Origin of the sequence: Streptomyces sp. GS7 (assembly GCF_009834125.1) — a bacterium.
GTDB lineage: Bacteria > Actinomycetota > Actinomycetes > Streptomycetales > Streptomycetaceae > Streptomyces.
In genome coordinates this window covers 2886048-2907982 of record NZ_CP047146.1, presented here as the reverse complement: position 1 = coordinate 2907982, position 21935 = coordinate 2886048, and the positions used below count along the sequence as shown (strand labels likewise).

The following is a 21935-nucleotide window of genomic DNA, read 5'->3' as shown; positions in this document are numbered from 1 at the left end:
GCGCCGCGTTCCGCGACGGGGCGTGCGGTCCGCGGCTCGGCAGGTGTGCCGTCAGCGGTAGTCGGGTAGAGAGCCGCATCACGGATGCGCGCGGTGAGGGGGGCGGTAGTGGCCGACGGCTATGACTTCAGTCCGGGGGCGCAGGTGCCGATCTCGGGCGGCGCCGGCCAGACGGCGGCGACCCAGGCACTGGCCTCGGCCGCCTACCGGGACAGCCCTCTCGCCGACATCTCCAAGGCCGACTCCGACTCCGGCGCCTCCGGCATCAAGAAGCCCAAGCTCTCCCTGTTCGCGCCGAACCTCGGCGAGGCGTTCTCCCGCGCCGTCCAGGTCCGGATGCTCGGCGGCGGGCGCAAGGCGCTCATCCAGTCCTTCGGGACGGAGCCGCAGACCATCGTCGAGCACTGCCTCTCGGCCACCCGCGTCCGCAAGCAGCGCGACACCCGGCTGACGCTCCTGATGGTGCTGTTCGGCCTGCTCTTCCTGCCCGGTGTGCTGCTGTGGCTGGGAGCCTTCCAGCTCCGCAAGATGTTCTCCAAGGACGGCGAGGGCAACGGCATCTCGCTCCTCGGCGGCGCCTTGCTGGCCCTGCTCGCCGGCGCCGCCCTCTTCTTCATGGTCAAGCTGCCGTTCACCGGCTTCTGGCCGCTGTACGCCCGCGGCATGATCGTCGCCCCCGTGGTCGGCTGGTGGTGGGCCAAGCAGATCTGCGAGAAGACCGCGGTGGACATGCGGGAGGCGTGGAAGGGGCTGCTCGAAGGCGGCGGCGTCGCCGCCAAGATCCCCGAGGCGGTGCCGCAGGACCCGAACCACACCTCCGCCGAGACCCTCCGGCACAATCTCGCCAAAGTCTCCGCCGAGCAGCGCAGCAACGTCGTCTTCTACGCCGGCCCCAAGGGCATACTCGGCATGGGTACCCGCTGGGGCAGCTGGCAGCTCGCCGAGGAGCTCCGGCCGGCCGAGGAGGGTACCGAGATCCACCCCTTCCGCAGCTGGGACGTCATCCGCGCGATCCACGACCGGCTGCGCCTCCTGGAGCGCAGCCCGCTGCACACCGGCGGCTTCCAGCAGCCGCCCTCCGTGCGCCACTGGATCGTCGTCCCCGTGGGCGAGAAGGCCGGGGCGGTCGCCCGCCCGGAGGGCAGCCACGTCGAGGGGTACGAGGTCCGCGGCCACGAGATCGAGCGGATCTGCAACGAGCAGCAGTTCGGCGCCGGCAACCGCCACTACCTCGGCGTCCAGTTCGTCCTGTGGGACGGCCAGCTGGTGCTCACGCTCATGATCACCGTCACCGTGCTGCACGAGACGCTGCGCATCGAGGTCAGCGGGCACGCCCTCGGCCCGGTCAACTCGCTCTTCACCAGCAAGCCGGAGCCCAAGACCAAGGACGTCGCCAAGGTCGTCCGGTTCTGGGAGACCAAGACCCAGACGCTGCCGCTGATCGAGCCGCTCGAGGTGGTCCGGCTCGCCGCCCGCGCCCCGTTGACGTGGTTCCCGCCCGTCCTGGACTTCCTCGGCGGCAAGCTCACCCTTCCCGAGCCGTTCGGCCTGCGCCACGTCTGGGCCGACAAGCCCTGGCGGCACCGCTTCATGGCGGACGACGCGCTGCGTGCCGCGACCCCGGTCCTGCGGACGGTGCACGCCGCGGCCATGAGCGTCCTCAGGGAGAACGGCGTCGACACCGAGCGCTTCGACAACCGCTCGCTGGTCCTGAGCGGCATGGTCCAGAGCGTCGAACCGAAGAAGGCCGACGAGTACAACGCCTAGCGGCGCAGCGCCCCGCACGGACGGGCGGGCACGGCGGTTCACCGCCGCGCCCGCCCGTCCGGCGTTCGGCCCCCGCCTAGCGGAAGATCCCGGTGTGCCCGAGCGAGTACCGCCCCGGCTGCGGGTACACCGCCAGTCCGTGCGGCCCCAGCCCCACCTTGATCTTCGCCAGGGTCTTCCCGGTGTGGGTGTCGAGCGCGTACACCTCGGAGTTGTAACGCCCGGACAGCCACAGCACGTTGCCGTCCGCCGAGACGCCGCCCATGTCCGGGCTGCCGCCGCCGCGGATGTGCCACTTGTCGACCAGCTCGCCGGTCCTGAAGTCCAGCAGCGAGATGGACCCCTCACCCCGGTTGGAGATGTACATGGAGCGCGAGTCCCGGCTGACGTAGAGGCCGTGCGTCCCCTTGCCGGTCGGCAGCAGCTTCGGGCGGCCGAACGTGTCGCCGTTCAGGACCCAGACGCCGTCGGCCATCATGTCGGCGACGTACCAGGTCCTGCCGTCCGGCGAGATCTTCACGTCCTGCGGCATCGCCCCCTCGAACGGCAGCTTCTGCTGGCCGACCACCTCCATCTTCGCGGTGTCGACCTTGAGCAGCTCACCGGAGAACTCGCAGGAGACGATGAAGTACTTGCCGTCCGGCGAGAAGTCGGCGTGGTTGACGCCCGCGCAGCTGACCGGGAGGGCCTTGCGGACCTTCATGGTGTGCGGGTCCCGGAAGACCAGCTGCTTGTCCATCGAGGCCATCACGACCGCGTACTTCCCGTCGGGCGTGAAGTACAGGTTGTACGGGTCGTGGACCTTCACCGGCTTGCCGGCCTTGCCGGTCGCCGGGTCGATCGGGGTCAGGTCGTGACCCCGGTCGTTGTTGACCCACAGCGTCTTCATGTCCCAGGACGGCACCACGTGCTGCGGCTGCACCCCCACCGGGATCGTCTCGATGACCTTGTACGTCTTCGGATCGATCACGCTGACCGTGTCCGAGCCGGTGTTGGGCACGTACACCCGCGACGGGAAGTCCTTGACCTGCGGTGCCAGTCGGTTGGGCCGGTCCGCCGCGTACAGGTCGCGCGCGTCCAGCGGCGGCGGCATCCCCGGCAGCCCCTGCTGGACGGCCTGGCGTGGCGCCTGCCCGCCGGACCGCGGGGTGTTGCCGGCGGACCCCTCCCCGCCGCTGCCACAGCCCGCCGCCAGCAGCGCGCAGGCCACGGCGAGCAGGGCGGCCCGGCGCACGGGGCGGGCCGCCGGGGAGCCGGTCGTGCGGACGGGGATACGGTTCCGGTCAGCCATCAGGTCACTAGCTCCGTTGTCGTCACCGCGCGCAGACCGCGCCGGCGGAGGCCGTCGAGGATCGGGGGCAGCGCGGCCACCGTGCCGGCGTGCCCGAGATGGAGACTGACGATCGAGCCCGGCCGCACGCCGTCCAGGACCGTGCGCCGGACCGCCGCGGCACCGGGGTCGTTCGCGTCGAGGGAGTCCAGGTCGTACGACAGGACGTGCGGATAGCCCACCGTGCGGGCCAGCCGGATCACCTGCTGGGTGGCCCGCTGGGTCTGCGAGGGGCGGAACCAGCTGCCGATGGTGCCGGTGAGCTTGCGCAGCCGGTCGGCGCACTGGCTGATCTCGGCGTAGGCGGCGGCCTCCGGCAGCGCGCAGATCGCGCGGTGGTGCATCGTGTGGTTGCCCAGCTCATGGCCGCCGTCCAGAATCCGGCGGGCCATCGCGGGCTGCTCGTCGAGCCAGTCGCCGACGGCCAGCACGGTGACCTTGGCGCCGGCCCGTTCGGCCTCGCCCAGCAGCGCGTTCGCCAGCTTGGGGTCGCCTCTGCCGTGAAAGGTCAGGGCCACGGCGCGGCCGTCCCGCGGCCCGTTCTCGATCTCCACGGGCCGGCCCGGCGCGCGGGTCGGCGGCCGGGCGGCGGGTACCCGGGCGGATCCGGACCGGACCGCTCCTGAGGGGCCCGGTCCGGCGGAGGACCGGGGGGCGGACGACGAGGTGTCCGTCCCCCGGTGCGGGTCACAGCCCGACGCGAGCGCACCGGCGGCCGCGGCGGAGGCGGCCGCGCGCAGCACGGAGCGACGATCTAGGGAAGTCACCACCCCATTAGAGAGGCAAATTTTCCCAATCGGGGCGATCTATAGGATTCATCCGGGTGCGTGTCGCCTCGTTCACCCGGCGCGCACGGCGCCTACGCCGGCCAGGCCGCGGCGAGCATCGCGCGGGTGTCGGCGAGGAGTTGGGGCAGCACCTTGGTGTGCCCGACCACCGGCATGAAGTTGGTGTCTCCTCCCCAGCGGGGGACGACGTGCTGGTGCAGGTGGGCCGCGATCCCGGCGCCCGCGACCGCCCCCTGGTTCATGCCGATGTTGAAACCGTGCGCCCCGGACGCCGTGCGCAGCGCGGTCATCGCCCGCTTGGTGAACTCGGCCAGCTCCGCGGTCTCGGCGCCGTCCAGCTCGGTGTAGTCGGCGACGTGCCGGAACGGGACGACCATGAGGTGCCCGCCGTTGTACGGATACAGGTTCAGCACCGCGTAGACCCGCTCGCCGCGCGCGACCACGAGCCCGTCCTCGTCCGACTTCGCAGGAATCGCGCAGAACGGACAGCCGTCGTCGGCCCCGGGGCCGCTCGGCTTGTTCTCCCCCTGGATGTACGCCATCCGGTGGGGCGTCCACAGGCGCTGAAAGGCGTCCTGCGTCCCGACTCCGATCTGCTGCTCCGGCTCACTCGTCATGTTGGGAAGCATATTCTCCTGCGGCCACGGGGGAAGCGGCGAGGGGCGGTCCCGACCGGGACCGCCCCTCGTGAAGACCGCTGCGTCACACCTGGACGCGGCGCTCCACCACGTCCAGGAGCTTGGCCAGCGCCTCGTCCTTGGGGATGCCGTTCTCCTGTGACCCGTCGCGGTAGCGGAACGACACCGCCCCGGCGGCCAGGTCCTCGTCACCGGCCAGGATCATGAACGGCACCTTGGCCTTCTGCGCGTTCCTGATCTTCTTCTGCATCCGGTCCGAGGAGGAGTCCACCTCGACCCGCAGCCCCTTGGCCTTCGCCTCGGCGGCGAACTCCTCCAGGTACGGGACGTGGGCGTCGCCGATCGGGATGCAGGTGGCCTGCACCGGCGCCAGCCAGGCCGGGAAGGCGCCCGCGTAGTGCTCCAGGAGCACGCCGAAGAACCGCTCGATCGAACCGAACAGCGCGCGGTGCAGCATGACCGGCTGCTGCTTGGAGCCGTCGGCCGCCGTGTACTCCAGACCGAACCGCTTCGGCTGGTTGAAGTCGACCTGGAGGGTCGACATCTGCCAGGACCGGCCGATCGCGTCCTTGGCCTGCACGGAGATCTTCGGCCCGTAGTACGCGGCGCCGCCCGGGTCGGGGACCAGCGGCAGGCCCTGCTTCTCGGCCGCCTGGCGCAGCGCCTCGGTGGCCTCCTCCCAGTCCTCGTCCGAGCCGATGAACTTGTCCGAGTCGTCGCGGGTGGACAGCTCCAGCTCGAACTCGGTCAGGCCGTAGTCGCGCAGCAGATCGAGCACGAAGGTCAGGAGCGTGTCGAGCTCCTGCGGCATCTGCTCCTTGGTGCAGTAGATGTGCGAGTCGTCCTGGGTGAAGCCGCGCGAGCGGGTCAGGCCGTGCACGACGCCGGACTTCTCGTAGCGGTAGACCGTGCCGAACTCGAAGAGGCGCAGGGGCAGTTCACGGTAGGAACGGCCACGGGACTTGAAGATCAGGTTGTGCATCGGGCAGTTCATCGCCTTGAGGCGGTAGTGCTGCTCGTCGAACTCGATGGCCGGGAACATCGAGTCGCCGTAGTGCGGCAGATGCCCGGAGATCTCGAAGAGGCGCTCCTTCGAGAGGTGCGGGGTGTTCACGAACTCGTAGCCGGAGACCTCGTGCCGCCTGCGGGAGTAGTCCTCCATCACCTTGCGGACGACGCCGCCCTTGGGGTGGAAGACGGCGAGACCGGGGCCCAGCTCCTCCGGGAAGGAGAACAGGTCCAGCTCGGCGCCGAGCTTGCGGTGGTCGCGCTTCTCGGCCTCGGCGAGGAACTCCAGGTACGCCTTGAGCTCGTCCTTGGTCGGCCACGCGGTGCCGTAGATCCGCTGCAGCTGCTTGTTCTTCTCGCTGCCCCGCCAGTACGCGGCGGCCGAGCGCATCAGCTTGAACGCGGGGATGGCGCGGGTGCTGGGCAGGTGCGGACCGCGGCAGAGGTCCTTCCAGCAGAGCTCGCCGCTCTTGGCGTCCAGGTTGTCGTAGATGGTCAGCTGGCCGGCGCCGACCTCGGCGGAGGCGCCCTCGGCGGCGTCCGCGGCGGAGCCCTTGAGCCCGATCAGTTCGAGCTTGTACGGCTCGTCGGCCAGCTCCTCGCGCGCGGCCTCGTCGCTGACCGCCCGGCGCGCGAACTTCTGCCCGCGCTTCTGGATCTCCTGCATCTTCTTCTCGATGCGCTTGAGATCGTCCGGGTGGAAGGGGGTCTCGACGTCGAAGTCGTAGTAGAAGCCGTCCTTGATGGGCGGGCCGATGCCGAGCTTGGCCTCGGGGAAGAGCTCCTGCACGGCCTGCGCCATCACGTGCGCGGTGGAGTGCCGCAGGATGTTGAGACCGTCCTCGGAGGTGATCTCGACGGCCTCGACCACATCGCCCTCGGCGAGTTCATACGCCAGGTCCTTGAGCTCGCCGGCCACCCGCGCGGCGACGACGCTGCGCTCCTGGAAGAGGTCGGCGGCCGTAGTGCCCGTGGTCACCACGCGTTCTTCCCGCTCGGAATCGCGTTGGACGGTCACACGGACGTCTGACACCGGTCTCTCCTGACTCATGTCTCTCTCGCGGCAGCGATTGCTGCGCCCACGAATCGTACCGAGCCGGTGGACCGCACCGCGAAACGGTTTCCCCGGCGCCCGTTCACCCGTCGGCCGGCGGACCGCCGCACGCCTCCTCGAAGGTGTCGAAGTTCTCCTGGAGGGACTTCAGCAGCCGGTCCCGGTCGGCCTCGTCGACCTGGACGGGCGTGACGTCCCGGCCGCCGGTGATCCGGCGGAAGCCGCCCCGGCTCTCCAGCCGCCCGCTGACCCGGATCGGCAGCCCCACCAGATGCGCATGCGCCGCGATCCGGTAGTCCTCCTCCCCCAGGGCGACCCGTACCTGCCCCACGTCCGCCCCGTTGATCACCCGCAGCCGCACCGCGCCCGGACCGCCCGGCCGCTCCCTGCGCAGCCGTACGACGGCGCCGGTCACCTGCACCGGCAGCGACGGCTCCTCTCGGACATAGCGCCGCGCGGCCTGCTGGAGCGCGGGCAGGTCGCCCGGGGAGAACTCGACCGGTTCGGGGTGTGCCGGGCAGCCGGCCGGGGCGCCGGCCGCCGGCGACCACTCGACCGTGATCCGCACCCCCTCCGCGTCCCGCACCAGCGCGATCAGCGCCTGCGCCAGCTCGTGGCAGACGCCCAGTCCCACGGCCGCGTCGAACGCCTCCATGCCGCCGGTCGCCCGCTGGTAGTCGGTGGCGTCACGGGCCGCGTGCAGCGCCCGCTGGAGGCCGGCCACCGCTCCGCGGCCGGCCTCCACGGGGACGAACGCGGCCAGTCGCCGCCCGGCCGGCGCCGGACCGACCAGCACCTGGCCCAGGAACCCCTCGGCCTGCCGCTTGTGCCGCGCGCCGTAATAGCCGGCCCGGGCGTACGTGGCCAGCGCGCCGGCGGTCAGCATGGCGCGCGCCGCGCCGCGCAGCTGCTCCTGCGCCACCCAGTGCGCCGTCCCCGAGCCGTCGTCGGGGATGTCGCGCTCCCAACGGACCTCGTCGCTGGGCACCGCGAGCCCCACCAGTACCTCGCGGGCCGAGGGCGCGGCACTGCGCTCCAGCGCCGCCAGCGCCTCGGCCAGCAGCTCGGCGCTGTCGGGGAAGCGGCGGTCGTGCGGCACCAGCAGGCTGGTGCCGGCCACCTCGCCCGGCGGCGTCCAGCGGGCGTAGTGGCCGAGCGCGCCGCCCCTGCGCCGCCAGCCATGCCGGGCGAGCAGGGCGCTCAGCACCGCGGGGTCGAGCTGCGCGGCGTCCAGAGGCCGCACGCCGTATTCATCGGTCGGCCGGTACATCAGGGTCTCCCTCCCGCCCCGACCCGCGTCATGATCTCGCAGAGCGCGCGGTCGTCGAAGATCCGCGTGGTCGGGATCCGCACAGTGGTCCTGCGCCGGCCGGTCACCGGATGGCCGGCGAGATTGATCCAGTAGCAGCAGTGCCGCAGTTCGAGGTGGTCGTGCCCGGCCCGGAGCCAGTTCTCCGGCTGCCGCGGGACGAGCATCACGACCAGGATCTTGTGCACCGATACGGGCGTGCGGGCCAGCTTTCTCAGGTGGTCGTTGTCGAGCGTGAACGCGAACGTCGGCCCCGGCGGGCGCGGGGCGGTCTGGTAGGTGCACTTGAGCTGGACCTTGATGGTCACCTCGTCGTCGACGGTGTGGCCGGGCGCGCCGTGGCTGACGTGCCAGTCGATTCCGTTGTCCGGGAAGGGCTGCGCCAGCGAGCATCCGGAGGCGGCGGCGATCGCGTGCAGGTAGCCGACCTGGAGGGTCTCCATGCAGGCGGTGGTGGCGAGTCCACCGCGCTGCGGTGCGGTCGCGGGCCGGGGGTACCTCTCGGCTGCCGGGGTGAGCCCGCCCGGTTCGGGCTGCGCGAGCGTCATCGCAGGGGCCTTCCGGGCTGTGCCGTTCGCTGCGTGGGATGACGGGGAGGCGGCCGGTGCGTACGCGGCCGCCGGACCGCGCGGTCGGCGGCGGCCCGTCCCTGTGGTTGTCTCCGCGTCAAGTGGTCCGCAAACCAGGACGGTTCGAGCACTGTACGGCCCGGGTATCACCAGCTCGGGTGGCGTGCACCGTCATCCCCCGCACGACCGGGAGGAGTTGGCATGACACCGAGCTGGTACGACGGTCCGCTCGCCGCCTTCGACACCGAGACGACGGGCATCGACGTGGAACGCGATCGCATCGTCTCCGCCGCCCTGGTGGTCCAGGAAACCCCGCGTTCCGCCCCGCGCGTGACCCGCTGGCTGATCAACCCGGGCGTCGAGATACCGGCGGCCGCGATCGAGGTGCACGGTCTGACGGCCGATCATCTGGCACTGCACGGCCGGTGGCCGGCACCGGTGCTGGAGGAGGTCGCCCGCGCGCTGGCCACCCAGTCGGTGGCCGGCCGCCCGCTGGTGGTGATGAACGCCCCGTTCGATCTCACGCTCCTGGAACGGGAGTTGAAGCGCCACCGTGCCAGCTCGCTCACCGCCTATCTCGGCGCGCACCCGCTGCACGTCCTCGACCCCCGCGTCCTGGACAAGCACCTGGACCGCTACCGCAAGGGCCGCCGCACCCTCACCGACCTGTGCGCGCACTACGAGGTCGAGCTGACCGACGCCCATGAGGCGGCAGCGGACGCGCTCGCCGCGCTGCGCGTCGTCCGGGCCGTGGGCCGGCGCTTCGCCGACCGGCTGCAGGGGATCCAGCCGGCGGAGCTGCACACCCGCCAGGCGGTCTGGTACGCCGCCCAGGCGCGCGGGCTCCAGGCGTGGTTCGCCCGCAGCGGCTCCCCGGAGACCGTCGATCCCCATTGGCCACTGCGCCCCGAACTCCCCGCCGCGGCCTGACGCCGGTACGGAATTCCGAGCCGCTCCGCGCCGGCACCGCAGCGGAACTCCGGCTCCGCGGCTCCCGCCGTCCGGCGCCCGAAAAACAGAAACGGGCCGCCTGTTGGCGGCCCGATTCATGATCCCGGTGGGCGATACTGGGTTCGAACCAGTGACCTCTTCGGTGTGAACGAAGCGCTCTCCCACTGAGCTAATCGCCCGGGTGTCGGCGGGGTTTCCCTCGCGAACGACCTGAACGATACAGGTCGCCACGGCCTTCCTTCAAATTCCCTTCCCCGCTCCCGTCACCCCCGGGCCAGCCAGGCCGCCAGCCCGCGGCGCCCGGCCCGCATCATCAGCGCGTGATTGGCCAGGAACAGCGGCCGTCCCAGCAGCGCCCAGCGCCGCAGCAGCGGTTTGCAGACCTCCACGTCCTGCTCGAAGACCGCCCGGGTGCCGCCCTCCCCCGGCACGACCGTCCAGCGCGCCCAGCCGGTCAGGTCCCCGCGCATCGCTATCTCCAGCACCCCGGCCCCGGGGTCCCGCACGGCCTCGGAGGCCACCACCTCCAGGTGGTACGGCAGAAAGGACCGGAACCGGGCCGTCCCGCTCCGCTCGTCGATCGGGGCCACCTCCCGCACCTGCGGCCACCAATGGGGATACGCCTCGGCGCGTTCCAGCACGGCGTAGACGACGGCGGGCGGGGCGTTCAGCAGCCATACGCTGCGGAAGCGGTAGCGATGCAGACGGCGCGGACGGCCGGACCAGTCGGGCATGATCCCAGTGTGCGCCCCGCGGCCGCCGGAAAGGCTCAACAACCGCAACGGCCCGGAGACTTGATGTCTCCGGGCCGTCGTCCGGGGTGGGCGATACTGGGTTCGAACCAGTGACCTCTTCGGTGTGAACGAAGCGCTCTCCCACTGAGCTAATCGCCCGGCGCACCGCCAACATTACCCCACGTCGGGAGGCACTTCCGACCACCGCCGGAGCGGCTCCAGCCCGCCACGCGGCGGCGACCGGACGGACCCGAACGACATCCGGCACCCGAATCCCGTCACCCGAATCGCCCAACCCGCGAAGATCACCGTCCAACCGGCCCCGCCTCCCATTACGCTGCGTATTTGGAGCGCACACTTACCGGGCAGGACCGCGCCAACGAAATACGTCCGGGGACGATCACGCAATCCGCCGTAAGAGGTACCTGAAGCCACCCAAAACCGTCAGAGGGGTTTACAACGGCACCGTAGGTGGCATGTCGATTTCGCCGACGTGCGAATCCCCGAGCGCACACTGAGCGAAAGGCCCTGGCGCTTATGAACACCACGGTCAGCTGCGAGCTGCACCTGCGCCTCGTTGTGTCGAGCGAGTCCTCACTGCCTGTACCCGCGGGCCTGCGGTATGACACGGCCGATCCGTATGCCGTGCATGCCACCTTCCACACCGGAGCCGAGGAGACCGTCGAGTGGGTTTTCGCCCGCGACCTCCTCGCCGAGGGCCTGCACCGGCCCACGGGCACCGGAGACGTCCGCGTATGGCCGTCCCGGAGCCACGGGCAGGGCGTTGTCTGTATCGCCCTGAGCTCCCCCGAAGGGGAAGCCCTTCTGGAAGCCCCGGCGAGGGCGCTCGAATCCTTCCTCAAGAGGACCGACGCCGCCGTACCGCCCGGTACGGAGCACCGCCATTTCGATCTCGACACCGAGCTCTCCCACATCCTGGCGGAGAGCTGAGGCGCGGCACAGATACCCACCGCACCCACCCGCTCACACTTGCGACCGTCCGACTCGGGGAGACGGCGCAGGACCGACAAGTTCATACGGCACGCTCCGGCGCCGTCGCCGCGGACCCACCGCGGAGACGGCGCCGAGGCTTGTTCCAGGCGCTAGAGTCGGCGACCATTCGCCAACGACACCGGGGCGGCACCCGTCCGACCCCACCCGGCCAGGGAGCGGAACCGTGCTGATCACCCATGACACCCGGTGCGCGCTGGACGCGGTCGTCGATCTGCTGAACACCGCGCCGGAGGGCGAGGCGCCCGGCGCACCGGACAGCCTGACCGACCTCGCGGCCCTCCAGGACTTCGTACGGCGCAACGACGTCAGCGGGGTCGGGGACCTCGCGACGAGCGACCTGGCGTCCGTACGGGCCGTACGGGCACGGTTCGCGCAGGTCTTCGCGGCCGGGGACGACCGCGCCGCGGCCGAGCAGCTGAACGCGCTGGTCGCCTCCGCGGGCACCACCCCGCAGCTGACCGATCACGACGGCTACGACTGGCACGTCCACTACTTCGCACCGGACGCCTCGGTGGCCGACCACCTCGCCGCGGACGGCGGGATGGCGCTGGCCTTCATCGTCGTCGCCGGGGAGCGGGAGCGGCTGCGGCGGTGCGAGGCGCCGGACTGCCGGCACGCCTTCGTCGACCTGTCGCGCAATCGCTCCCGGCGCTACTGCGACAGCCGCACCTGCGGCAACCGGCTGCACGTCGCGGCGTACCGTGCGCGGCGGCGGGAGGCGGCGGGCTGAGCAGGCGGCGGGCGACACACCGTCTCGCCCGCCTCACAGGATGTAGAGGTCGTGTACGGCGCCCAGGAGAAGCAGAAAGCCGATGACGGCCAGGAAGAGCATCAGCGGCGGCTGGGACAGCGCGAACAGACAACCGCGGGGTTCGGGGCACGGGGCGTCGTCTTGGGCGAGGGCGCACTCATCGTTCATCTCGCGCGCATCATCGCGCAGATGATCGTCCCGGAAGCGCCAATAACCCTCTCAGCAGCGGGAGTTCATCAGATCCCGTGCTTTTTCAGGATCGCTTCGATGTCCGAGAAGTCATCCTTGGGTGCCAGATCCCTGCCCGGAGCCTGCTTGCCCTTGGGCGCCTGCTGAGCGGCACGGCCCGCGCCGAGGGACGGCGCGGAGGCGGCCGGCGCCACCGCGTCGGGCCGGGAGGCCGCCGCGGCCCGGCGCTCCTTGCGACCGCCTATCCCGCGGCGGCGCTCCACGACCCGGCTGATCATGAACAGCACCGCGGAGAGCGCGAGCACACCGAAGCCGGCCCAGACCGTGGGCTTGAGGACGATGCTGGTGACCCAGTCGATGACACCGGTCATCACCAGGCCGACGGGGATCAGGGCGAAGGCGGCGATACGGGTCGCGGCCAGGAACCGCTTGCGGTACGCGGTCAGCGCGGCGATGCCCAGGCCCGCTGCCGAAACCGCGGCACACACTGTCGAGGTCAGCATCCGGTCCTCCTGCCGGTCGAGGGACGAGCGGGCGATCCGCGCTCCCTTCCATCCTGCCCCCTCCGGCCCCGCCCGAGCCACGTTCCGGCCGGACCTCAGGGAGATCTCCGGGTCGCTCTCCTCCGCAGGTCCGGGTTCCGGCCCGGGGAGGCCGACTGGGAGACTGGCCCCATGAACGACGCCGCCGTCTCCGGCTCCCCGGCCCCCAGCAACTCCGTACGCCCCCAGCTCGATGTCTGGTGCGATCTGCAGTGCCCGGACTGCACCGCCGCGCTGGCGGACGTACGGGCACTCCGGGAGCGCTACGGGGACCGGCTGGACATCCAACTGCGCCACTTCCCCCTGGAGAAGCACAAGCACGCCTACGCCGCAGCCCAGGCCGCCGAGGAGGCCGCCGTGCAGGGGCGGGCCTGGCCGTACGTCGAGGCGGTGCTGGCGCGCACCGAGGAACTCGGCACGCACGGCGAGAAGCTGCTGCTGGACGTCGCCGGGGAACTGGCGCTGGACGCCGAGGAGCTGGACACCGCGCTGATCGACGGGCGGCATCTGCTGGTCGTGGACGCGGACCAGGCCGAGGGCAAGGCGATCGGGGTGACCGGCACCCCGACGTATGTGATCGGCAGCGAGCGGCTCGACGGCGGGAAGAGCCAGGAGGGGCTGCGGGCCCGTATCGAGGAGATCGCCGACCGGCTGCTGGCCGGGCAGGGCTAGGACCCGCCCCGCAGGCCGGTCCGGCGGGCGGAGTCCGGGAGCCGCACCGGCCGCGCGGAGGACCGGTCCTGCGGAAGGACCCGCCGCGCTCAGAGGATCGGCTTCCAGAGGCGGTACGCGGTGGTGCGGTAGCCGAGCGAGCCGTAGAGGCCGAGCGCGGGGGCGTTGTCCGGGTGGACGTTCAGGGCCAGCGACGAGCGGCCCGCGGCCAGGCAGGCGCGCTCGGCGACGAGCATCAGGGTGCGGCCGTGGCCCTCACCGCGGCGCCCGGGCACCACCCGCACGTCGAGGACATAGCCGCCGGGCTGCCCCGGAAGGCGCAGCGCGAGCCACAGCGTGCCGACGTCCGCGCCCTCGTGGGCGAGGACGCGCAGCGCGTGGTGGGGCGTGGCCGCGCCGTCGGGGAGCAGGGCGTCGTGCGCGGCGGCCGAGGTCTCCTCGGCGCGTTCGCGGGACATCCCCTGGGCCATCTCCGAGCGGATGTGCTCGGCGATCGCGGCGTCCCGCCAGGCCGGGTACGCGTCCGCGCTCAGCGGCCGGTCGACGCTGCCCTCGGGGAGCCGGGGCGGGCCGCTCAGCGCCCTGGCCATGATGCGGCTGCGTTCGGTGTAGCCCAGCGCCGCCGCGAGCCGTACGGCCGCCTCGGCGTCGGTGGGCACGGTCACCTCGATCTGCCGGCAGCCCCAGCCGCGCAGCACTTCCTCGGCCGCCAGCGCGGCGACCGTGGCCCGCCCTCGGTGCCGGTCCGGGGCGTCCACCGCCAGGGCCTCGATCCGGCCTGCCACCGGGCCGAACCGGGCGTCCGTGGCGAGCTGGATCCCGCCGACCCGGCGGCTGTTGACGCAGATGTCGTAGGGGCGGGACCGGCGGCCGTCGTCGTGTCGAACTTCGGGGCCCGCGGGGCGCAGCGTAGTGGTCACGGAAGACTTTCTACTCGCCCGCCCACGGGCCCGTCATCACCAGCGCGGGTCGAAGTCCGCGGCCGACCGCTCGTCGAAGATCCGCATCGCCTCGGCGGTCACCGGGCCCGGCCCGTCGGCGAGTTGGCGGTCGTCGACACGCGTCACGGCCTGGACGTCGCGGAGGGTGGAGGTCAGGAAGATCTCCTCGGCGCCCTCCAGGGCGTCCAGCGGCAGGTCGGTCTCCTTGGCGCCGGCCCAGGCGACGGTCAGGGCGCGGGTGATGCCGGCCAGGCAGCCGGAGGACAGCGGCGGGGTGTGCAGTTCACCGTCCAGCACGACGAAGACGTTGGAGCCGGTGCCCTCGCAGAGCGCGCCGACGGTGTTGCCGAACAGCGCCTCGGAGGCGCCCCGTTCACGCGCGCGGGCGAGGGCGACGACGTTCTCGCCGTACGAGGTGGTCTTCAGGCCGGCGAGCGCGCCGCGTTCGTTGCGCGTCCAGGGGACGGTGACGGCGGCGGTGGTGTCGGGGCGGCGCCGGGTCTCGGAGAGCGCGACGACCAGGGTGGGGCCGGCCTCGCCGCGGTCCGAGCCGAGCGGGGAGACGCCGCCGGTGTAGGTGATCCGCAGCCGGCCGAGCGCCATCGGATTGGCGTCCAGGACGGCTTCGCAGCCGCGCCGCACCTCGTCGAGATCGGGGTCGGGCAGGCCGAGCCCCCGGGCGGAGGTGGTCAGGCGCTCCAGGTGGCGGGTGAGGGCGAAGGCCCGGCCGTGGTCGGCCTTGATGGTCTCGAAGACGCCGTCGCCGACCGTCAGGCCGTGGTCGAAGACCGAGACCCGGGCGGCCTCGGCGTCCCGCAGTCCCCCGTCGAGCCAGATCTTCATCGCTGTGTCCCTCCGCTCACTTCGTGCACACCCGACGCTACCGCCAGCAGCCGTCGCGCCTTCAACTCGGTCTCCGCCCACTCCCGCTCCGGATCCGAGTCCCAGATGATCCCGGCCCCGGCGCCGAAGCGCAGGACCGGGCCGCCGGGCGGGGTGCGGTCGATCCAGAACGTGCGGATGCCGACGTTCAGCTCGCCGGTGCGGCGGTCGGCGTCGACCCAGCCGATACCGCCGCAGTACGGGCCGCGGGGTGCGGTCTCCAGCTCGTCGATGATCCGCAGCGCGCTGGACTTGGGGGCGCCGGTGACCGACCCGGGAGGGAAGGTGGCGTCGAGCAGATCCGCCCAGGCCGTCTTCTCGTGCGTCTCGGCCAGTTCGCCGCGCACGGTGGAGACGAGGTGGACCAGGCCCGGGTGCTCCTCCACGGCGCAGAGGGCGGGGACGGTGACGGTGCCCGTGGCGCAGACCCGCCCCAGGTCGTTGCGGACCAGGTCGACGATCATCACGTTCTCCGCCCGGTCCTTCTCCGAGAGGTCCGCGGCGATGCGGCCGGTGCCCTTGATGGGGCCGGACTCGACGGTCCGGCCGGCGCGCCGCAGGAACAGCTCCGGGGAGGCGGTGGCGACCTCGACGCCGTGGTCCGGCAGCCGGACCGTGCCGGCGTAGGGCGCGGGGTTGCCGCGGGCCAGTACGGCGGAGAGCGCGTCCACGTCGGCGCGGTCGCGGTCCGGCAGCGGCGCGGTCAGGACCCGGCAGAGGTTCACTTGATAGACCGTGCCGGCCGCGATGTGTTCACGGATGCGCCGCACGCCGGCGGTATAGGCGGCGCGGTCCATGGAGCTGCGCCAGTCGCCCGGGAGGGGGCCGCGCCACCGGTCGGGGGCGGGGGCGTCGGCCGCGGTCGCCGGGCGTACGTCGGCGAAGCGGGCGCAGACCACACCTCCTTCGAAGCCGGCGGTCACCGCCCACCAGCCTGCGGAATCCAGGGCCGCGGGATCGCTGGTCACATCGCGCAGGCCGGTGGCTATCAGGCCGCCGAAGCGGGCCATGGGAGCGAAGTCGTGCACGTCAGTGAGTCTATGGCCGCGCACCGACAACCGCCCGGGCCGAGCAAGCAGCGCAGCACGCTGCACAAACGCGTTTTTGTACTGGCCCCGGAATCCGCTAGAGTTCAACACGTCGCCGGGACGCGGGAGCGCCCCGGAGGCCGGGTAGCTTCCCGACGTAGTCTGGGAGAGTCACCTGCGGACGTAGCTCAGTTGGTAGAGCACCACCTTGCCAAGGTGGATGTCGCGAGTTCGAGTCTCGTCGTCCGCTCGATGTGGGGGATCTTCCCGACCCCCCTTCACTCCTGGTGGAGTGGCCGAGAGGCGAGGCAACGGCCTGCAAAGCCGTCTACACGGGTTCAAATCCCGTCTCCACCTCCAAGGACGATTAGCTCAGCGGGAGAGCGCTTCCCTGACACGGAAGAGGTCACTGGTTCAATCCCAGTATCGTCCACTGGCCCGGTTCGACCGGGCTCCCGCGCGATTAGCTCAGCGGGAGAGCGCTTCCCTGACACGGAAGAGGTCACTGGTTCAATCCCAGTATCGCGCACGCAGTACCCGCGGAGATCATCGATGTCCGTGGTCCCGAGGACGATTAGCTCAGCGGGAGAGCGCTTCCCTGACACGGAAGAGGTCACTGGTTCAATCCCAGTATCGTCCACACGGAACCCGAGGGCCGGAGCGTTTGCTCCGGCCCTCGGTCGTTGTACGGGACGCCTCGCCACTCAACTGTCTTGGGCGGCAGGCCGCTTGCGCACACAGCTCGCTTGCGCACACAGCTCGATGGCCGGGCATCTCCCCAGATGCCCGGCCAATCGTGCCGTCCGCCGCACCCCCGTCCCCACGGGGTTGTCGACCGGAAGTCCCCCGTCCCGGGCCGCTCTCCCGGGACCGGGGCGCCCGTTCAGCGCCCCAGCATTCCGGCCACGGACGACGCCTGTGTGATGACGGCTTCCCAGCCGCCGAAGACCACGGCCAGGAGGAACACCAGCGGCAGCACCATGGCCACCGCTACGAGGGGATGGCGGGTCCCGGAGGCCCGTCGGCCGTCGAGCGCGGCGGCGGCCCTGCGCCCCTGCGCCCGAAGGGCCGTCCGTGCCGTGGTCTCCGCCATCGCCCCGCTCCTGTCGTGTCTGGGGCGGCGGGCGTCTGACCTCGGGGGACGAGTGCTGCACCCGCCGCTTGACGTCAAGATTAGGCAACCGGGCGGCGCCGGGCGTCATGCCCTCGTACCGCTTGACGGGCCTCCGCGAGGATGACGGGAGGGCGCCCGGCGTACTCCCCTGGGTGGAGAGCGCGGGAGCCGGACCCGGGGACATCCCTGAGGCCGGAGGGCGGTGGGCGGACCGGCCCGGAGCCGTGGTCGGCGGCCTACCTCCCCGTGTGATCGCGAAACGGTGACTTCGATCACTTCCCGCGCTCCCCCGCGTCCCGGCGCCCCGGCCCCGGGGCCGGTTTCCCGACGTCCGGGAGCGCAGCGGGACAATTGCCTTTCGTACCGTCAAAGTCCGTTCCAATAGGGATCATTGGGGTCCGGGGTGGGTAGCCGGACCGGGGCGCTGCGGGATTTCCCTGCGCGGTCCGGGAATCGCGGCGGCCGCCGACAAACCGGTGGCCGACGCATGCGCGGCCTATCGGCACAGCGAGCCGTCAATCCGTAAGCTGTGCCACGTCAGACGGTTGAGCGGAGTGGGGCCTCCCCACCGCAGGCAGGGGACGGACATGGCGATGATGCGGCTCCGACGCGAGGACCCGCGTGTCGTCGGGACGTTCCGGCTGCACCGCCGGCTCGGCGCGGGCGGGATGGGCGTGGTCTACCTCGGCTCCGACAAGCGCGGTCAGCGGGTCGCATTGAAGGTGATCCGGCCGGATCTGGCGGAGGATCAGGAATTCCGGTCGCGGTTCGCGCGGGAGGTCTCGGCGGCCCGGCGGATCCGCGGCGGCTGCACGGCACGGCTGGTGGCGGCCGATCTGGACGCGGACCGCCCGTGGTTCGCGACCCAGTACGTACCGGGGCCCTCGCTGCACGACAAGGTGAACGAGGAGGGTCCGCTGTCGCCGGCACAGGTCGCGGCGGTCGGCGCGGCGCTGTCCGAGGGGCTGCTGGCCGTCCACGACGCGGGTGTGGTGCACCGGGATCTGAAGCCGTCCAACATCCTGCTGTCGCCCAAGGGGCCGCGGATCATCGACTTCGGGATCGCCTGGGCGACCGGCGCCAGCACGCTGACGCACGTCGGTACGGCCGTGGGGTCGCCCGGCTTCCTGGCACCGGAGCAGGTGCGCGGGGCCGCGGTGACGCCGGCGACGGACATCTTCTCCCTGGGCGCCACGCTCGCGTACGCCTGCACCGCGGACTCACCCTTCGGGCAGGGCAGTTCGGAGGTCATGCTCTACCGCGTCGTCCATGAGGAGGCGCAGCTGGCCGGGGTGCCGGACGCGCTGGCGCCGTTGCTCGCGGCCTGCCTCGCCAAGGACCCCGCGGACCGCCCCAGCACCCTGTCGCTCTCCCTGCGGCTCAAGGAGATCGCGGCCCGTGAGGCGCACGGTGTGACGGGTGGGCCGCTGGAGAACGGGGCGGGCGGCGGCGCCGGTTGGGGGCGCGTCGAGCGCCCCCCGTCGGACCGGCCGACCGGGCAGCGGGCCGAGGAGTACGCGCGGCAGCGCACCGAGCGGCGGCCGGCGGGCGCTCCCACCCCGCGTCCGAAGCCGTCCCGGCCGCCGACGCCGCGGGATGCGTCGTCCCGGCCCGGGGGCCCGGCGTCGGGCACCGGTCAGCGGACCGGCGGGCGGAGGCCGGCACCCCGTCCTGCGGGGCGAAACGGTTCACGTACTCCGGTGCGGACCGGATCCGGCGTGCGCCGACCGGGTCCCGACCGGCGGCTGCTGCGGCAGCGGGTGGTCGTGTTCGTGGTGGTGACGCTGCTGGTGGCGCTGGGGATCGCGGCGGCCCAGGGCTGCCAGGGACCGGCCCACGGGATGGGCACGCAGCGGCCGGCGCCGGTCACCGCGTACGGCGGCGGGAACGCGTCGGAGGACGCGCCGGCGCCCGGGGCGTGAGCGGGCACGGGATGCGGGCCCACGGCCGAGGGGCCTGAGGGCGCGCCCTGGGGGGCAGGGACCCGGGGGCCGGTAGATGATCATCGCGCGCCCTTGATCCACTTCTGGTACGCACGCCGGCGGCCGGGGCTCCGGTGAACCGCACATCTCCTCCAACGGCTTTGCCCTGGTGGTGAGTTCCCGTCTCCGGTGTGACTCTCCACCGGCCGTGCACGCCTTCCCGCCGCCGCGGTCGCCACCCCAACACTCCCGGATCGGACCCGGTGGTGGCCGCAGCGGCCGACCGGTCTCCGAGAACCGGTGCCCGGCCGGGGCAGGCGGGCGCCACGGCAACCATGGGAATGGTGCACGGTGGAATCGGCGACGGTCACCACTGCGGCCGTCCCGGGCCGACCTGGACCGTCGGGAGGTGCCGGCCTGGCCGGCACCTTCGCGATACGCCCCGGACAAGTGCCTCAGGCGGACGGGCGGCCCGCGGACACCGCGTAGAAGGCCACCGCGGCCGCGGCTCCTACGTTGAGGGAGTCGATGCCGTGGGCCATCGGGATGCGCACCCACTCGTCGGCGGCGCGGAGGGCACCCGCCGTCAGGCCGCCGCCCTCGGCGCCCAGCATGAGGGCGGCGCGCTCCAGCGTGTGGGGGGCGGCGGTGTCGATGGCGGTGGCCTGGTCGGCCGGGGTGAGGGCGAGCAGCTTGAAGCCCGCCTCCCGTACGACGGCCAGGTCGCGCGGCCAGCTCTCCAGGCGGGCGTACGGGACCGAGAACACCGCGCCCATGGAGACCTTCACCGAGCGGCGGTAGAGGGGGTCGGCGCAGTCCGGGGAGAGCAGGACCGCGTCCATCCCGAGGGCCGCCGCGCTGCGGAAGATGGCGCCGATGTTGGTGTGGTCGTTGACGGCTTCCATGACCACGATGCGGCGGGTGGCGCGCAGCAGTTCGGCGGCGTCCGGCAGCGGTTTGCGCTGCATCGAGGCGAGCGCCCCGCGGTGGACGTGATAGCCCGTCACCCGCTCGGCGAGGTCGGGGCTGACCGCGTAGACCGGGGCCGGGACCTCGTCGATGACATCGCGCATGACGTCGACCCACTTGGCCGAGAGCAGCATGGAGCGCATCTCGTACCCGGCGTGCCGGGCGCGCCGGATGACCTTCTCGCCCTCGGCGATGAAGAGCCCTTCGGCGGGCTCGCGCCGGCGCCGCAGCTCGACGTCGGTGAGACCGGTGTAGTCGCGCAGCCGCGGGTCGTCCGGGTCCTCGACGGTGATGATTTCTGCCACGGGGAGATAGTGCCTTGTCGGTCTCGGGATTCCCACGCCGGGGAGCGGGTCGGTCAGCTGAGGGGGGTGGGGCCGGCGACGGTGACGACGTCTCCGATGACGATGACGGCCGGCGGGCGGATGCCTTCGGCCCGTACGGTCTCGCCGAGGGTCGCCAGGGTGGCGTCGACGCGGCGCTGGGAGGCGGTGGTGCCTTCCTGGATGACCGCGGCGGGGGTGTCGGCGGCGCGGCCGTGCTCCACGAGCTTGGCGGCGATGGCGCCGCTGTTCTCCACGCCCATCAGGACGACGAGGGTGCCGCGCAGCTTGGCGAGCGCGGCCCAGTCCACCAGCGAGCGCTCGTCGTCGGGAGCGACATGGCCGCTGACGACGGTGAACTCATGGGCGACGCCGCGGTGCGTGACGGGGATGCCGGCGGCGCCGGGGACGGAGATGGTGCTGGAGATGCCGGGGACGACCGTGCAGGGGATGCCGGCGGCGGCCAGCGCCTGGGCCTCCTCCATGCCGCGGCCGAAGACGAACGGGTCGCCGCCCTTGAGTCGGACCACGGCCTTGCCGGCCTTGGCGTGCTCGATCAGGGCGTTGTTGATGGCCTCTTGGGCCATGAAGCGGCCGTACGGGATCTTCGCCGCGTCGATGACCTCGACGTGCGGCGGGAGTTCGGCGAGCAGATCGCGCGGCCCGAGCCGGTCGGCGATGACCACGTCGGCCTCGGCGAGCAGCCGGCGGCCCCGGACGGTGATCAGGTCGGGGTCGCCGGGGCCGCCGCCGACCAGGGCCACACCGGGGGTGTGCGGGCGGCGGTGGTGCGGGGCGGCGAGGCTGCCGTCGCGCAGGCCCTCGACGATGGCGTCGCGGACGGCGGCGGAGCGGCGCGGGTCGCGGCCGGTGAGCACGGCCACGGTGACGCCCTCGCTGCGGCCGGTGGCCGGGGTCCAGGCGGTGGCGGCCTCGGCGTCGTCGGAGCGTACGCACCAGACGCGGCGGTCCTCGGCCTCCTGGGAGGCGGCGGCGTTGGCCTCGGGGTCGTCGGTGGAGATCAGCGCGTACCAGGCGCCTTCGAGGTCACCGGCCCGGTAGCGGCGGCGCTCCCAGCGGATCTCGCCGGTGTCGGCCATCGCCTCTACGGAGGGGGTGGCCGACGGGGAGATCAGCAGGACGTCGGCGCCCGCGGCGATGAGCGAGGGGAGCCGGCGCTGGGCGACCTGCCCGGCGCCCAGGACGACCACGCGGCGGCCGGACAGCCGCAGTCCGACGGGGTAGGCGGCGTGTTCGGAGGCATGCTCGGCCATGGTGGTACGGCTCCTTGTGCGGATGGTGCGGGTTCGGCGTCCGGCTCAGTCGCTGCGGCACTGGAGCGGCTGATGAGGGGAAACGGGCCCGGGAGGCGCTACGGCCCCGGCCCACAGCCTAGGGCCTGTCGGCCAACCACCGTCGTCCGCCCGGGGCACGGGCGGC

Annotated in this window: 21 protein-coding genes and 7 tRNA genes; 11 read left to right on the top strand and 17 right to left on the bottom strand. The window is 72.4% G+C overall.

Going from position 1 to position 21935, the window contains the following annotated elements:
• The first annotated feature begins 84 nt into the window (after positions 1 to 84).
• Positions 85 to 1767: a hypothetical protein gene (locus GR130_RS12580; protein WP_201304870.1), complete on the top strand. Its 1683-nt coding sequence runs from the start codon at positions 85 to 87 to the stop codon at positions 1765 to 1767.
• A 76-nt stretch (positions 1768 to 1843) separates the two neighbouring features.
• Here the strand turns inward: GR130_RS12580 and GR130_RS12575 are convergent, their stop codons facing one another.
• The 6 genes from GR130_RS12575 to GR130_RS12550 all read right to left on the bottom strand — a co-directional run bounded on the left by GR130_RS12575 (position 1844) and on the right by GR130_RS12550 (position 8442).
• A complete protein-coding gene (locus GR130_RS12575) occupies positions 1844 to 3058 on the bottom strand; it encodes a YVTN family beta-propeller repeat protein (RefSeq protein WP_159504803.1) in 1215 nt (404 codons plus the stop codon).
• Entirely contained in the window at positions 3058 to 3864 is an 807-nt protein-coding gene (locus GR130_RS12570; protein WP_443043594.1) for a polysaccharide deacetylase family protein, read from the bottom strand. Before GR130_RS12570 ends, GR130_RS12575 begins: the two co-directional genes overlap by 1 nt.
• A gap of 92 nt (positions 3865 to 3956) precedes the next feature.
• A complete protein-coding gene (locus GR130_RS12565; RefSeq protein ID WP_159504802.1) occupies positions 3957 to 4514 on the bottom strand; it encodes an HIT family protein in 558 nt (185 codons plus the stop codon).
• A 73-nt stretch (positions 4515 to 4587) separates the two neighbouring features.
• On the bottom strand, positions 4588 to 6564 hold the full coding sequence (gene thrS / locus GR130_RS12560; protein WP_159504801.1) for a threonine--tRNA ligase: 1977 nt from the start codon (positions 6562 to 6564) through the stop codon (positions 4588 to 4590).
• 103 nt (positions 6565 to 6667) lie between these two features.
• Positions 6668 to 7855 (bottom strand): hypothetical protein, encoded by a 1188-nt coding sequence (locus GR130_RS12555; protein ID WP_159504800.1) that lies wholly within the window; start codon positions 7853 to 7855, stop codon positions 6668 to 6670.
• Entirely contained in the window at positions 7855 to 8442 is a 588-nt protein-coding gene (locus tag GR130_RS12550) for a DUF4365 domain-containing protein (RefSeq protein ID WP_159504799.1), read from the bottom strand. The genes GR130_RS12555 and GR130_RS12550 overlap by 1 nt, the downstream gene beginning before the upstream one ends.
• Before the next feature lie 222 nt (positions 8443 to 8664).
• Between GR130_RS12550 and GR130_RS12545 the strand changes: the two genes are divergently transcribed.
• A complete protein-coding gene (locus GR130_RS12545; RefSeq protein WP_159504798.1) occupies positions 8665 to 9393 on the top strand; it encodes an exonuclease domain-containing protein in 729 nt (242 codons plus the stop codon).
• 128 nt (positions 9394 to 9521) lie between these two features.
• On the opposite strand, the gene GR130_RS12540 is transcribed toward GR130_RS12545, so the two are convergent.
• From GR130_RS12540 to GR130_RS12530, 3 genes are all read right to left on the bottom strand, one after another.
• Positions 9522 to 9593, bottom strand: a tRNA-Val gene (locus GR130_RS12540).
• Between the two features lie 84 nt (positions 9594 to 9677).
• Positions 9678 to 10148: an SRPBCC family protein gene (locus GR130_RS12535; protein ID WP_159504797.1), complete on the bottom strand. Its 471-nt coding sequence runs from the start codon at positions 10146 to 10148 to the stop codon at positions 9678 to 9680.
• Between the two features lie 87 nt (positions 10149 to 10235).
• A tRNA-Val gene (locus tag GR130_RS12530) sits at positions 10236 to 10307 on the bottom strand.
• A gap of 378 nt (positions 10308 to 10685) precedes the next feature.
• On the opposite strand from GR130_RS12530, the gene GR130_RS12525 reads away from it, so the two are divergent.
• Together GR130_RS12525 and GR130_RS12520 are read left to right on the top strand one after the other, a co-directional pair.
• Positions 10686 to 11099, top strand: a complete 414-nt coding sequence (locus GR130_RS12525; protein ID WP_003959770.1) for an SsgA family sporulation/cell division regulator — start codon at positions 10686 to 10688, stop codon at positions 11097 to 11099.
• Positions 11100 to 11325: 226 nt separating this feature from the next.
• Complete coding sequence (locus GR130_RS12520; protein ID WP_159504796.1) at positions 11326 to 11892, top strand: CGNR zinc finger domain-containing protein; 567 nt, start codon at positions 11326 to 11328, stop codon at positions 11890 to 11892.
• A gap of 33 nt (positions 11893 to 11925) precedes the next feature.
• Here the strand turns inward: GR130_RS12520 and GR130_RS39770 are convergent, their stop codons facing one another.
• On the bottom strand, positions 11926 to 12081 hold the full coding sequence (locus GR130_RS39770; protein ID WP_189301614.1) for a hypothetical protein: 156 nt from the start codon (positions 12079 to 12081) through the stop codon (positions 11926 to 11928).
• A 68-nt stretch (positions 12082 to 12149) separates the two neighbouring features.
• Positions 12150 to 12605 carry a hypothetical protein gene (locus GR130_RS12515; RefSeq protein WP_159504795.1) on the bottom strand — a complete coding sequence of 152 codons (456 nt, stop codon included), beginning with the start codon at positions 12603 to 12605 and terminating at the stop codon, positions 12150 to 12152.
• Positions 12606 to 12776: 171 nt separating this feature from the next.
• On the opposite strand from GR130_RS12515, the gene GR130_RS12510 reads away from it, so the two are divergent.
• Entirely contained in the window at positions 12777 to 13316 is a 540-nt protein-coding gene (locus GR130_RS12510) for a DsbA family protein (RefSeq protein WP_159504794.1), read from the top strand.
• An 89-nt stretch (positions 13317 to 13405) separates the two neighbouring features.
• Here GR130_RS12510 and GR130_RS12505 read toward each other — a convergent pair whose 3' ends face one another.
• From GR130_RS12505 to GR130_RS12495, 3 genes are read right to left on the bottom strand one after another with little or no spacing between them, the layout of a single operon-like run.
• Positions 13406 to 14236 carry a GNAT family N-acetyltransferase gene (locus GR130_RS12505; RefSeq protein ID WP_159504793.1) on the bottom strand — a complete coding sequence of 277 codons (831 nt, stop codon included), beginning with the start codon at positions 14234 to 14236 and terminating at the stop codon, positions 13406 to 13408.
• A gap of 36 nt (positions 14237 to 14272) precedes the next feature.
• A complete protein-coding gene (locus GR130_RS12500) occupies positions 14273 to 15100 on the bottom strand; it encodes an aminotransferase class IV (protein WP_159504792.1) in 828 nt (275 codons plus the stop codon).
• Positions 15097 to 16149, bottom strand: coding sequence for a chorismate-binding protein (locus tag GR130_RS12495; protein ID WP_159509925.1), 1053 nt, complete (start codon positions 16147 to 16149; stop codon positions 15097 to 15099). The genes GR130_RS12500 and GR130_RS12495 overlap by 4 nt, the downstream gene beginning before the upstream one ends.
• 195 nt (positions 16150 to 16344) lie before the next feature.
• Between GR130_RS12495 and GR130_RS12490 the strand changes: the two genes are divergently transcribed.
• The 5 genes from GR130_RS12490 (at position 16345) to GR130_RS12470 (ending at position 16807) form a co-directional block, all read left to right on the top strand.
• Positions 16345 to 16417: transfer RNA gene (locus tag GR130_RS12490), tRNA-Gly, on the top strand.
• A 36-nt stretch (positions 16418 to 16453) separates the two neighbouring features.
• Positions 16454 to 16527 (top strand) — tRNA-Cys (locus tag GR130_RS12485).
• 1 nt (position 16528) lies between these two features.
• Positions 16529 to 16600: transfer RNA gene (locus GR130_RS12480), tRNA-Val, on the top strand.
• Between the two features lie 24 nt (positions 16601 to 16624).
• A tRNA-Val gene (locus GR130_RS12475) sits at positions 16625 to 16696 on the top strand.
• A gap of 39 nt (positions 16697 to 16735) precedes the next feature.
• Positions 16736 to 16807, top strand: a tRNA-Val gene (locus GR130_RS12470).
• Between the two features lie 243 nt (positions 16808 to 17050).
• Here the strand turns inward: GR130_RS12470 and GR130_RS12465 are convergent.
• Entirely contained in the window at positions 17051 to 17260 is a 210-nt protein-coding gene (locus GR130_RS12465) for a hypothetical protein (RefSeq protein ID WP_159504791.1), read from the bottom strand.
• Between the two features lie 608 nt (positions 17261 to 17868).
• Between GR130_RS12465 and GR130_RS12460 the strand changes: the two genes are divergently transcribed.
• Positions 17869 to 19203, top strand: coding sequence for a serine/threonine-protein kinase (locus GR130_RS12460; RefSeq protein ID WP_159504790.1), 1335 nt, complete (start codon positions 17869 to 17871; stop codon positions 19201 to 19203).
• Positions 19204 to 19658: 455 nt separating this feature from the next.
• Here GR130_RS12460 and GR130_RS12455 read toward each other — a convergent pair whose 3' ends face one another.
• On the bottom strand, positions 19659 to 20477 hold the full coding sequence (locus GR130_RS12455) for a TrmH family RNA methyltransferase (protein ID WP_159504789.1): 819 nt from the start codon (positions 20475 to 20477) through the stop codon (positions 19659 to 19661).
• A gap of 53 nt (positions 20478 to 20530) precedes the next feature.
• Positions 20531 to 21769, bottom strand: coding sequence for a uroporphyrinogen-III C-methyltransferase (cobA, locus tag GR130_RS12450; protein WP_159504788.1), 1239 nt, complete (start codon positions 21767 to 21769; stop codon positions 20531 to 20533).
• Positions 21770 to 21935: the final 166 nt, after the last annotated feature.